We start from the raw sequence: 12,770 nt of genomic DNA on the forward strand, positions 1-12,770 counted from the left end.
GGATAGTAAAGGGCTGAAACTGGCCGTATACTAAGGTTAAGTTATGATTGTTCAATGTATCACATGCAGGAGGTGGGATTATTTTGGCAGAGACAGAACTAACCACAACTGCCACGCAAAGTTATTTATTCAATACGGGACAGGGGTTTCAAAGTCAGGATTATTTAGGCTGTCACGTGGAAGCAGACGGTCGAGTGAGTTTTCGTGTCTGGGCGCCGCAAGCCCAAGCGGTCGGGGTTGTTGGGACGTTTAATCAGTGGAAGCCAACGGCGTTAACACCGGTTGGTACGACCGGTATCTGGGCCGGGGAGTTAACACAAGTCAAAGTGGGTGAGTTATATAAATTTGAAATCACGAGCGCTGACGGGGCCAAGCAACTTAAAGTTGATCCATTCGCACAACAGTTTGAACGTAAACCGGGTGATGCGGCTGTGGTGCTCGCGCCTATCACGAAGCAATGGCATGACAGCTTATGGCTGGCGCGCCGGAAAAAATCCAATCCAGCCAATCGCCCCATCAATATTTACGAAGTTCATCTGGGATCTTGGCGACGACATTCAAATGGGGATTATGACACGTATGCCGAATTAGCGGCTGAATTAATTCCGTATGCTCATCAAATGGGTTATACACATTTAGAACTCATGCCGGTAATGGAACACTTATTGGACGCCTCTTGGGGCTATCAGCAGTTTGGTTATTTTGCGCCAACGAGTCGTTTTGGCAGTCGCGAGGATTTCTTGAGTTTCATCGATCAATGTCATCAAGCGAATCTTGGCGTCATTGTGGATTGGGTGCCAGGCCATTTTATTCGCAATTATGATGCCTTATATCACTATGACGGCACCCCGACTTACGAATATGCAGATCCCGATCAGGCTGACAATCATCGTTGGGGCGCGTGGAATTTTGATCTCGGTAAAACTCAAGTTCAAAGCTTTCTGATATCGAGCGCTTTATATTGGCTTGGAACGTGTCATTTGGACGGACTACGCGTCGATGCCGTCTCAAACATGCTGTATTTGGATTACGACGAAGGTCGTGAAGGCCAAGTCAATCAATATGGCGACAATCGTAATTTAGCCGGCATCGCGTTCTTACAAGCCTTGAATACCGCCGTTTTTGAGCGGCATCCTGATGTTTTAATGATTGCTGAAGAATCATCCTCGTTTCCACAAGTTACTGGTCCCGTTGCCCAAGGCGGATTGGGCTTTAATTACAAGTGGAATATGGGCTGGATGCACGACACTTTGGATTTTTTTGAAATGGATCCCTTATATCGGCATGATCATTACAAATTGCTCACATTTGCGTTTGTTTATATGTTTGACGAGCAATTTATTTTACCGTTCTCACATGATGAAGTGGTTCATGGCAAAAAATCGTTGATGCACAAAATGCCAGGTGATCGGTATAACCAATTTGCGAATTTACGGACGATGCTGACTTATATGGCGGCATTTCCAGGCAAACAGTTGAACTTTATGGGATCAGAATGGGGGCAATTTTTAGAATGGCGTGATTGGGATCAATTGGAATGGGTCGATTTGAAGGACCCGCTCAATCGGCAGATGCAACACTTTACTGCTGCCTTGAATCAAGTCTATACGGCCAATCGACCGTTGTGGGAACTGGATCATGAACCGCGTGGCATCGTTTATAGCAATACGGATGACGCGGCGAGTTCGACGCTAGGCTTTATTCGTCAGGCCAAACGGAAGTATAGTTTCGTCATCGCTGCTTTTAATTTCGTCCCGGTGGAGCGGCGTCGATACCGTATTGGCGTCCCGTATTCTGGGGAGTACGAACTATTGTTAAACACTGAAGCTAAAGCATTTGGTGGGACTTGGACCAAGCTGGAGACGACTTTTATTGCAGTTAACCGACCGCATAAAGGTCAGCCGGCCAGCTTCGAAGTGACGCTACCCGCGATGGGCGCTTTGCTGATTCGGCCACGTCAAGTGAAAAGGGAGTCGAAAAAATGAATGAGGATATGTTAGGCATTATTTTAGCTGGGGGTCAGGGGACTCGTTTAGGTAAACTGACAAAGGGCACGGCGAAACCTGCAGTCCCATTTGGTGGCCGTTACCGGATTATTGACTTTACCTTGAGTAACTGCGCCAACTCCGGCGTCAAAACGGTCGGTGTAATCACCCAGTATCAACCGTTGGAACTCAACGCGCACATTGGTAATGGGTCCAGTTGGGGACTAGATGGTTTAAATGCTGGTGTGACGGTTTTGCAGCCCTATTCATCAACTGAAGGCGAGAAATTTTTCGCTGGGACTGCGCATGCCATTTATCAAAATATTGAGTATATTGATCAACAAAATCCAAAATATTTATTAGTTTTATCTGGTGACCACATTTATAAGATGGACTACGATGCCATGTTGGATTATCACAAAGCTAAAAAAGCGTCGTTGACTGTCGGGGTGATTCCTGTCACCAAGCAAGAAGCGCAACGGTTTGGGATGATGAATACGGATGAGACCGACCGCATCATCGAATTCGAAGAAAAGCCGGAACATCCTAAGAGCGACAAGGCCTCCATGGGGATTTACATCTTTAATTGGCCAACCCTTCGGAAATATTTAGTGAATAGCTATGCCACGGACAAATCAATGGAAGACTTCGGTAAGAATGTCATTCCAGCTTATTTAGCACACAATGAGTCAGTGTATGCCTACGCATTTAAGGGTTATTGGCGAGATGTGGGGACAATTCAGAGCTTGTGGCAAGCGAATATGGAATTCTTGTCACCACATAACCGCTTGAATATTGGCGATAACAGTTGGCGTATCTATTCGAAGGCCCAAGTTTTACCGCCGATGTTTTTGACCGAGACGAGTCAAGTCAATAATTCGATGATTGTTGACAGCTGTTATGTTGCTGGTGAAGTTGATCATTCAATCTTGTCGCAACGAGTCTCCGTTGGGATGGGTAGCCGAGTGGTCGATAGCATGGTGATGCCGGGTGCCACGATTGGTAAAAATGTGGTGATCGATCACGCGTTGATCGGTGAAGAAGCGATTATTGGTGATGATGCAGTAGTGAAAGGGACCGCGACAGATATTGCGGTCGTTGGCTATGATGAAGTTGTGGGGGTGGAGAAACCATGAAGCGAGGCAGTGTCAGTGCAATTATTAATTTGGTGGAACCTTGGGAAGCATTAGAACCTTTGACGACGAATCGACCCGTGGGGATGTTGCCATTTGGTGGCCGTTATCGGCTATTAGATTTTCCATTATCGAGTGTGATCAATGCCGGCATTCAAAATGTGATGGTCACGTCGCCGCGGTCTGGGCGTTCTGTTTCCGACCATTTGCGGAGTGGTCGTGACTGGAATCTCGATACGATTCGGGGTGGCTTGTTCATGTATCCGTACAACGACTTAAAGTTAGTCGCCCCCGAGAAACGTGCAACGTTGATTCATCATTATTATGATAATTCGATTTTATTTTTAAAACGCAGCCATAGTGAATATTCCGTCATTATGAGTACGCGAAATGTGGGAAACATTGATTTGAAGGCGTTACTCAGATATCACGAAGAACGTGACAACCCAGTGACGACCGTGTATAAACGGGTGGACCCACAAGTATTGGCACCACAAAATACCGTCTTACAATTGACGGATAAAGGCATGGCAACCGCAGTGATTCAAAAAGCCCAAGCAAAAGTGCCTAAGACGGCAACGACTGTGGCGAAGAATATGGATATTTATTTAATGAGTACTGTGGACTTAATTGAAATTTTACAAGAAGCTAATCGGCGTGGTGACTTGATTGGTTTGGAAGAATTGATGAAACAAGCGGTCATTCAGCATAATGCAAATGCGTTTGAATATACTGGTTTTCAGGCTAATATTCATGACTTATCCAGTTACTTCGCTGCGAATATGGCAATTTTAGACGAAGCTAAATTCCGGGCACTTTTCTATAGTTCGCGGCAGATCTATACGAAGGTCAAAAATGAGGTGCCAACATTTTTTGCGGAAGGCTCGCAATTCCGAGCAAGTTTATGTGGGACTGGTGGCTATATTGAAGGTCAAGTGGCTCATTCCGTCATCTTCCGCAATGTGCTCATTAATCGCGGCAGTCAGATCAAGGATTCAGTGATCATGCAAGGAACTCGTATTGGCGCCGGCACGAAGGTGGAGAACGCCATCGTGGATAAGAACGTGGTCATTGGCCCTAATCTGATTTTGAAAGGAACCCCAACGGAACCATTAGTGATTGGTAAGGGGCAACATATCTTTCGCCAAACGGAGGTGGTCGCCAGTGTCTAAAGTCTTATTTGCTGCTGCGGAAGCCGCCCCATTTTACAAAAGTGGGGGTCTAGGTGATGTGAGTCTGGCGTTACCACGGGCGTTGAAGGCCGCGAAAACCACGGTGCGAGTCGTCATTCCTTATTATGAAAAATTATTTCCAGCGCAATATCGCGACCAAGTCAAAGACGTCTTGCACTTTACCGTCCAAGTTGGTGACACCCCGCGCTATTGTGGGATTAAAACGATTAAGCTGGCCGGCCTGACGTATTATCTGATCGATAACCAAGATTATTTTGGTCGCGAGAACATGTACGGCTATTGGGATGACGGCGAACGGTTTGCCTTTTTCCAAATGGCAATCTGCGAAATGATGGAACGGGTGGCCTATATTCCAGATGTGCTGCACCTGAATGACTGGCACACTGCCTTTATTCCAGTTTTACTGAAAGAAAAATATTATTGGATTCAGGCCTACCGGCAGATCAAAACGTTACTGACGATTCACAATCTACAATTTCAGGGTATCTATGATCCGATTATTTTGGACAGCTTGTTTAAGATCGGGTGGCAAACTTTTAACGAAGAAGGCATCGCCTTTTATGGTCAGGTCAACTTTTTAAAGGCTGGGATCAATTTTGCGGATGCGGTCAATACCGTGTCACCCACTTACGCGCAAGAGATTCAAACGCCACAGTTTGGTGAACGCTTAGACGGGGTGTTACGGGCTAATCAAGGTAAACTGAGCGGAATTATGAATGGTATTGAGACACAACTCTATGATCCAGCGACGGATGCTGCCTTAGCGGCGACTTATACGGCTAAAGACTTAGCACCCAAAAAAGTCGATAAAGCCGCACTTCAACAGGCTGTTGGGTTGCCGACTGCGGATGTGCCAGTATTGGCAGTGGTTTCTCGTCTAACAACGCAAAAAGGCATGGAACTCTTATTGGATGCGTTAGATGACTTCTTGAAAGTTCAGTCCGCGCAAGTCATCATTCTAGGGACTGGTGATCCAACTTTGGAACAGGCCTTTAGAGTTTATCAATCGGCTTATCCAGATCAAGTAGCCGCGCAAATTAAATTTGATGTGACATTAGCGCAACAAATCTACGCCGGCAGCGATATCTTTTTGATGCCGTCTGCGTTTGAACCATCTGGCTTGTCACAAATGATGGCGATGCGCTATGGAACCTTGCCACTCGTTCATTTAGTGGGTGGTTTGAAAGATACCGTTGTGCCGTATAATCAATACACTGGTGCAGGGACCGGTTTTGGCTTTGAAGCTTATCAACCAGACGTGTTACGGCAAATCATGACAATGGCCGTGACCCTCTATGACCAGAACCCGGCTGCTTGGCAGCAATTGCAGCAGCAGGCGATGGCCCCAGATTTTGGTTGGGAGCGGTCAGCCCAAAAATATCAGCAAATTTATACGACGATCACGAGTTAGGATTTAGGGGGGACGAGCCTTGAAGTTAACACGGGCACAATTTAAAGAAGATTTTTTAGCGGAAATTAAGACGTTGTATGCGACAGATTTAAGTGATACCTCGGCACTCAATCAGTTCATCGCACTCGGTCACCTGGTACGCCGCTATGATGGGTCAAATTGGAAGCAAACTGGTGACCGCTATCGGCAACACGATGACAAACAAGTTTATTATTTTTCAATTGAATTTTTGCCAGGTCGATTATTAAAATCAAACTTACTCAATTTGGGATTACTAGACACGGTGCGCCAAGGCCTGACTGAACTCGGCTTAGACTTTGCGGCAATCAGTGCGGCCGAACCCGATCCAGGCTTAGGCAATGGCGGCCTCGGGCGATTAGCAGCCTGTTATATGGACTCGATGGCAAGCTTAGGCATCGCCGGTAATGGTAACGGGATTCGTTATCGTTACGGTCTCTTCAAGCAAGTATTCATGGATGGCTATCAGGTGGAATTGCCTGACGATTGGTTACGAAACGGGAACGTCTGGGAGATCCGGCGAGAAAATAAAGCCTGTCTGGTTCGTTTTGGTGGGAATGTCTGGATGCAACCACAACCGGACGGCAGCTTAAAGGCCATATCTGAAAATACCGATGACGTCTGGGCGGTTCCTTACGATGTCGGCATGGTCGGCTACCACAACGATGTCACGAATACGTTGCGGTTATGGTCGGCAGAGTTACCGCCTAGTGCGGATAATACCACCTTTTCACAAGCACGGCGAGATCGGATTGACGACATTACTAAGGTCCTCTATCCAGATGATTCGAACTCTGAAGGGCAAGCATTGCGGCTACGGCAAGAGTATTTCTTCTCATCCGCTGGGGTCCAAAGTATCATCCGCCATTTTGGCTTGCATCATCAAGGGGTCAAAGAACTCGCGAATAAGATCGCCATTCATATCAATGATACACATCCGACGTTAGTCATTCCTGAAATGATGCGGTTGCTGATGGATGAACATCATTGTTCTTGGGAGGTTGCTTGGGCGTTGACGACGCAAGTCATGAGTTATACGAACCATACGATTATGCAAGAAGCGCTCGAAACATGGCCAATTGAGATGTTCAAAGGATTATTACCACGGCTCTATCAAATCGTGGCTGAAATCGACCGTCGTTACCGAGTTGCTAAAACACCGATCTTTGGTGAGGAGCTGGTTAATCGGACGGCGCCACTTGGAAACGGACAAGTACGGATGGCCTTTTTAGCGGTCATTGGCAGTCATAGCGTCAATGGCGTGGCACCGCTGCACACGGAATTACTCAAAGAAGATGTTTTGCGCGACTTATATCAAGTTTACCCAGAACGCTTTAACAATAAGACTAATGGGATTGCGACGCGGCGTTGGGTGCAATTGGCTAATGAACCTTTGGCCAATTTGATCGATTCGAAGATCGGGTCAACTTGGCGCCAGCAACCGAATGAGTTGAAGACGCTAACGGCTTATCAGCACGACGCGAAGTTCTTAAAACAGTTAATGGCGGTCAAAGTGCAAAATAAGGCCGCACTAGCGGCGTATATCAAGCAGACGCTGGGCATCGACATCAGGACGGATGCGATTTTTGACGTTCAGATCAAGCGACTCCACGCCTACAAACGGCAACTGTTGCATGTTTTTGAGATTATTCGTGAGTATTTAGCAATCAAAGATCAGCCTGAAGCAGTGGAACCAGCGCGGGTGCATATTTTTGGCGCTAAAGCCGCTCCCAGCTATCATTACGCGAAGTCGATTATTAAATTGATCAATGCGCTGGCTGATCTCGTCAATCACGATCCAGCCATTGGAGACCGGTTGAAGGTAGCGTTTATCCCGAATTACGGCGTTTCCTTAGGTGAGTTGATCATTCCTGCCGCGGACGTCAGCGAACAGATTTCGACGGCCTCTAAAGAAGCCTCCGGGACGAGCAACATGAAGCTGATGGCTAATGGGGCCGTTTCCCTGGCGACACTTGATGGTGCGAACATTGACATTATTGAGGCTGCGGGTGAAGCCAACGAATACGCCTTTGGGCTGACGGCTAAGGCGGTCTACGGTTACTATCAGCGCGGTGATTATCAGGCCGCGGACTTTTACAATGCGGACCCTGAATTGAAACGGATTTTGGACACGCTAATTGATGGCACGATTCCGGGGATCAGTACTGAGGGTCGTGAAATTTACGATTCCTTGTTAAAGTATAACGACGAATTTTTCGTACTAGCCGATTATGAAAGCTATGTCCAGCAACAACGGCAGATCGCTCATGATTATGAAGATCAAACGCAGTGGCAAGGTAAAGCCTTAGCCAATATTGCGGCATCTGGCGTTTTCTCGGCTGATTTAGCGGTGGCTCGCTATAGCGATGATATTTGGCAAGTGCCACACGCTAAATTAGGCCAATAAAAAAGGGGTGTGGGCAAGTGCAACTTGATTATGATTCTTTTCAACATCAATACAAAACCCCCTTTGGTGCGGTAACACAGCACACCCCGGTGCACTTTTCATTAGCCGTTAAAGCCAATGCGGCGATTCGACAGGTGATCTTGTGCATGGTACAAGACGGGCACTGGGATGAAGAACAACCTTTAACGATGACGCGGATTGAACCGACCCGCTATCAAGTGACGTTCAGTCCCACTGACGCCGGACTTTACTTTTACTATTTTTGCGTCGTCACTGATAACGATACAGTCTTTTATGGCTGTGTAGATGGCGGTTACGGAGGCCCAGGCGTCCAATATGCACGGCGTGAACAAGTCCAAATGTACCAGTTGACGATTCTGGCTGCTGTTGAGAAATTACCGCGTTGGTATCGTGAGGGCGTGGCCTATCAGATTTTTGTGGATCGTTTTTATAATGGCAATGCAGATGGGCACGTCAATGCGCCTAAACCGAATAGTTTTATTTATGGGCGAACGAGTGATCTGCCCATGTATATTCGCGGCGCAGATCAAGCTATTTTACGCTGGGATTTCTATGGTGGTAATTTGCGCGGGATTGAAGCCAAAATTCCGTATCTGAAAAAGTTAGGCGTCACGATCTTGTATCTAACGCCCATCTTTCAAGCAACGAGCAATCATCGTTATGATACCGGCGATTATTTGAAAATTGATCCCATTTTGGGTGATTTAGCTGATTTTGACCATTTAGTCCACGCCTTGCATCATGCGGGCATGCGGCTGATCTTAGACGGCGTCTTTAACCACGTTGGGGTGGAATCACGGTATTTTAATCGCAGTGGTCACTACGATACGGTGGGGGCCGCACAATCACGGACGAGCCCGTATTATCCTTGGTTCACCTTCACTAATTACCCGAGCGACTATGACAGTTGGTGGGGCGTTGGCGATCTACCAACGGTTGATAAAACCAATCAGAGTTATCGTGAGTTTATTTTTGGCTCCTCAGAGTCAGTGATTGATTATTGGACGGCTCGTGGTGTGGATGGTTGGCGGCTAGATGTCGCGGATGAGTTACCGGATGACTTTATTGCCGGTATTCGTCAAGCACTGGATCACTATGCGGATAAAGTATTAATCGGTGAAGTCTGGGAAGATGCTTCTCACAAGCTCGCTTATGGTCAACGCCGGCATTATTTAGAAGGTGGTGGGCTGCAAGCAGTGATGAATTATCCGTTACGGCAGTTAATTATCCATGTTTTAACGGGGACCATGGCGCCGGCTGATTGGTGGCGCGAGTTGATGACGCTGAAAGAAAACTACCCGCAAACGACGTTCCAGTTTAACTTTAATAATCTTGGTAGTCACGATACGCCGCGAATTTTGACGATGTTGCAGGACGACTTGGCGCGGTTACGCCTAGCATTCGGCATGCTACTGACATTGCCCGGCGTGCCTTGTCTCTATTATGGGGATGAAGCGAAGATGACTGGTGGCAAAGATCCCGACAATCGGGCGTTTTACCCGTGGGCGCGAGCTGATCAAGCTGAGATTCAAGTCGTTTCGCAATGGACTCATTGGCGACAGAATCATCCGTGGCTCAATACCGCAAATTTTGCGCCATTCTACTTGGCGGATTACGGCATTGGCTACGTGTATTGGCAAGGCCATGCTCAAGTGTTGGTGGTCATCAATGTCACGACGATGACCCAGCAAATGACTGCGGCCGACTGTGAACTTGAAGTGGTACCAGACCAACTCGCCACTGCGATCAAACAGCAGTTAGTTGGAAAAAAGTTGCCGGGCAGTCAGCTACAAGTTATTGAAAACTTTACTTGAAGTTTACATGAATGCGATAGTTCGGTATGACGGGGTTCGCTATATTATAACTGTACTTCTTAATCAGCACCCCGCGATTATGTCATTAAGAAGTATCCCCGTCGATCCTTAAGAGACGTAGAAAAAGCCATGACTTTCCTTGATTTAGTCATGGCTTTTTTGAGTTGTCTAGTTTTTCAGAAAACACCCCAATGTTTCAAACCCGATTTTCATGGTTAGTTAAGTTACGCGGTATAATGAGAACAGAGAGAACTAGTGCATTGTCATGATTTATGCTTAACTTGCCGCTTCGGTTGGTCTGGACTGATGCTGGAACGTGGTGGCCACGTTTGTGAGCCAAAAGGCGGTCTCACAAGCCGGGCTTTCTCTAAGCTGGAAATTCACCAGCCAAGAGAAATTTCACCACTGAGCATCATCCAGCCCGCCCTGCGCTAAATCAAAAAGTCTAATATCAATTGGCTTTCATAAAACACTATTTAATGTCGGAGTGGACCAGCGATATTTTTTTGGCGTATGAACACAACAATGTGCTGATGGTTCATGGAGATGAAGCATTGGCCAATTTAGTTTAGTGCTTCAGGCAATTTGAATAAGTATTAGGAGGTAATCGAGTGTATCAAGCAGTAGTATTTTTCGACCTTGATGGCACTTTGATGCGTGATGACAAAACAGTCGCACCAAGTAGTGTCGCGGCGATTAAACAATTAAAAGCCAATCAAGTTTTACCGGTCATTGCAACGGGTCGTAATGTGTTTGAAGTTGCCGATATTATGCGGCAAACGGGCATCGATTCGATTGTGAGTGCGAACGGGAGTTACGTGCAATATAAAGGAAAATTTTTAGCAGCACATGAGATGGATAAGGGCTTACTGGCCGATATTACCCACTATGCGAATCAGCATCAGGATGCGTTGGCATACTATAATAACGCCGGTTTTGCGTTGAGCCATCGCGATGCATTAACCGTGGCAAATTATCGTGGGTTACATCAGTATGCGCGTGTTCAACCGGATTTCTATCGGCGTCAACACATTAATTTCCTGCTGACGTTTGATCCGATTAGCGCCGAGAAGTATCAATGGCGTTATTATGGTCAATTAACGTTTGTCCGCAACAATCCGCGGGCTTTGGACACCATGATCTGGGGTGTTTCTAAAGCAACCGGGATTCATGATATTCTAGTCAATGCTGGTTTAACAGGCATTCCAACTTATGCTTTTGGGGATGCGGCTAACGATCTTGAAATGTTTCAGATGGTCGATAAGCCGGTTGCGATGGGAAATGGCTTAGCCAGCGTGAAACATTTAGCGGCGTACATTACTGCCGATAACATGCACGATGGTATTAAAAAAGGCTTAGCCCATTTTGATTTAATTTAAGCAAGTAAAAATCAATTTAATTGAAGATTGTAAAGCAGTCGCGATGACCTGATCCGAATTTTGGGTTCAGGGCATCGCGGCTTTTTATAAGACAAAACTTTGAGTGGCAATGTCAAAGTTGGTCACGATTGCTATAATTAAATAAAGGGGATGCCAGCATGAAATTAGTCGTTTTACGTGGAAATTCTGGTGCGGGAAAGACGACAACCGCGAAAGCCTTGTTACGAGCTTTAGGGCCGACAACGTTACTGCTCAGTCAGGATACCATTCGACGCGTCATTTTACAGGCGCCTGATCATGTGGGGACGCCGGCTATTCCACTCATGCAGGCGTTGATTGTTTGGGGACAAGCGCAACAATTTGAAACGATTCTGTTAGAAGGTATTTTGAAGAAGTCGGTTTATGGCCCCATGTTGGCGGATCTCAAACACCACTGGCAGTCACAAATGATCACTTGTTACTTTGAATTACCATTCGAAACGACTTTTAACCGCAATCAAACGAAGTCCGGCGCCTTTGATCGAGCGACTTTAGCCAGCTGGTGGCAGGCTGATGACTTGTTGGGGTATGAAGACCTCTGTTTTGATCAAACGGCTAGCCTTGAAACACAAGTCAATCAAATTACGATAGCCTTGACTAAAGCTTAAGTCTTGGGCGATATCAGCACGACAAAACGGGCCTGGAAAAATCCAGACCCGTTTTATCATGCTAATTACTGTAACTGAGCACTTAGTTCAGTGCTTTTTTGATATTGGCTAAGGTCAATTGTGCGGTTTCAGTGAAGTTGATCGTAGCGGCTGCGAGGACCTTAGGATCACCAATCCCGATTGAAGTTTCGCCCGCGCCATTGATTGATTGAACGCCCGCGGCAGCATCTTCGACCCCGATACATTGTGCTGGATCTAAGTTGAGAATTTCTGCACCTCGGCGGAAGATTTCTGGATCTGGCTTGCCGTGTTTCAAGCTAGCTGGGTCAACTGACTTTGTGAAATAGTCGCCGAGACCAAGATGCTTGAGCACTAATGGTGAGTTTTTGGAAGCGGAAGCTAAGGATAACAAGTAACCTTGAGCTTTTAAATCGTCCAAGAAAGCTTGGATCCCTGGCAAAATGTTAGCTGGGGTCATTTGAGCCACCAACTTTAAATAATTATCGTTTTTTTCGGTTGCTAAAGCTTCTTTTTCAGCTGTTGTGAAATCATTTTCTTTATGATCTTTGGCTAAAATTAAGTTTAGTGAATCCATCCGGCTAATGCCTTTCAAAGCATCCGCCAAGCTATCATCCCATTTAACGCCGACCTTATCGGCAACTTGGTGCCAGGCTTGGCTATGAAAAACGGACGTATCCGTAATGACCCCATCTAAATCAAAAACAAATCCTTTAATATCTGCAAATTTTGCCATTTGTAACG

9 protein-coding genes are annotated in these 12,770 nt (G+C 46.4%); 8 read left to right on the top strand and 1 reads right to left on the bottom strand.

The window, feature by feature from the left end; all coding sequences use genetic code 11:
• Positions 1–83 precede the first annotated feature (83 nt).
• The 8 genes from glgB to RA086_RS00115 all read left to right on the top strand — a co-directional run bounded on the left by glgB (position 84) and on the right by RA086_RS00115 (position 12,008).
• Complete coding sequence (glgB, locus tag RA086_RS00080; RefSeq protein WP_308701894.1) at positions 84–1,985, top strand: 1,4-alpha-glucan branching protein GlgB; 1,902 nt, start codon at positions 84–86, stop codon at positions 1,983–1,985.
• Positions 1,982–3,121 carry a glucose-1-phosphate adenylyltransferase gene (locus RA086_RS00085; protein WP_308701895.1) on the top strand — a complete coding sequence of 380 codons (1,140 nt, stop codon included), beginning with the start codon at positions 1,982–1,984 and terminating at the stop codon, positions 3,119–3,121. The genes glgB and RA086_RS00085 overlap by 4 nt, the downstream gene beginning before the upstream one ends.
• Positions 3,118–4,290 (top strand): glucose-1-phosphate adenylyltransferase subunit GlgD, encoded by a 1,173-nt coding sequence (gene glgD / locus RA086_RS00090; RefSeq protein WP_308701896.1) that lies wholly within the window; start codon positions 3,118–3,120, stop codon positions 4,288–4,290. The genes RA086_RS00085 and glgD overlap by 4 nt, the downstream gene beginning before the upstream one ends.
• A complete protein-coding gene (gene glgA, locus RA086_RS00095) occupies positions 4,283–5,722 on the top strand; it encodes a glycogen synthase GlgA (RefSeq protein WP_308701897.1) in 1,440 nt (479 codons plus the stop codon). Before glgD ends, glgA begins: the two co-directional genes overlap by 8 nt.
• A 19-nt stretch (positions 5,723–5,741) precedes the next feature.
• Positions 5,742–8,147 carry a glycogen/starch/alpha-glucan phosphorylase gene (locus tag RA086_RS00100; protein WP_308701898.1) on the top strand — a complete coding sequence of 802 codons (2,406 nt, stop codon included), beginning with the start codon at positions 5,742–5,744 and terminating at the stop codon, positions 8,145–8,147.
• 17 nt (positions 8,148–8,164) lie between these two features.
• Positions 8,165–9,982 carry a glycoside hydrolase family 13 protein gene (locus tag RA086_RS00105; protein ID WP_308701899.1) on the top strand — a complete coding sequence of 606 codons (1,818 nt, stop codon included), beginning with the start codon at positions 8,165–8,167 and terminating at the stop codon, positions 9,980–9,982.
• Positions 9,983–10,593: 611 nt separating this feature from the next.
• Positions 10,594–11,361 carry a Cof-type HAD-IIB family hydrolase gene (locus tag RA086_RS00110; RefSeq protein ID WP_308701900.1) on the top strand — a complete coding sequence of 256 codons (768 nt, stop codon included), beginning with the start codon at positions 10,594–10,596 and terminating at the stop codon, positions 11,359–11,361.
• Between the two features lie 158 nt (positions 11,362–11,519).
• Positions 11,520–12,008 (top strand): AAA family ATPase, encoded by a 489-nt coding sequence (locus RA086_RS00115; protein ID WP_308701901.1) that lies wholly within the window; start codon positions 11,520–11,522, stop codon positions 12,006–12,008.
• Positions 12,009–12,090: 82 nt separating this feature from the next.
• On the opposite strand, the gene pgmB is transcribed toward RA086_RS00115, so the two are convergent.
• Positions 12,091–12,762: a beta-phosphoglucomutase gene (pgmB, locus tag RA086_RS00120; protein ID WP_308701902.1), complete on the bottom strand. Its 672-nt coding sequence runs from the start codon at positions 12,760–12,762 to the stop codon at positions 12,091–12,093.
• Between the last annotated feature and the right edge of the window lie 8 nt (positions 12,763–12,770).

This window comes from Lactiplantibacillus brownii, from assembly GCF_031085375.1.
Taxonomy (GTDB): domain Bacteria; phylum Bacillota; class Bacilli; order Lactobacillales; family Lactobacillaceae; genus Lactiplantibacillus; species Lactiplantibacillus brownii.

Bases quoted from the DNA above. Each gene is read 5' to 3' on its own strand.
- RA086_RS00115 (WP_308701901.1), top strand. From the start codon at position 11,520: ATGAAATTAGTCGTTTTACGTGGAAATTCTGGTGCGGGAAAGACGACA.
- RA086_RS00085 (WP_308701895.1), top strand. From the start codon at position 1,982: ATGAATGAGGATATGTTAGGCATTATTTTAGCTGGGGGTCAGGGGACT.
- pgmB (WP_308701902.1), bottom strand. From the start codon at position 12,762: ATGGCAAAATTTGCAGATATTAAAGGATTTGTTTTTGATTTAGATGGG.
- glgD (WP_308701896.1), top strand. From the start codon at position 3,118: ATGAAGCGAGGCAGTGTCAGTGCAATTATTAATTTGGTGGAACCTTGG.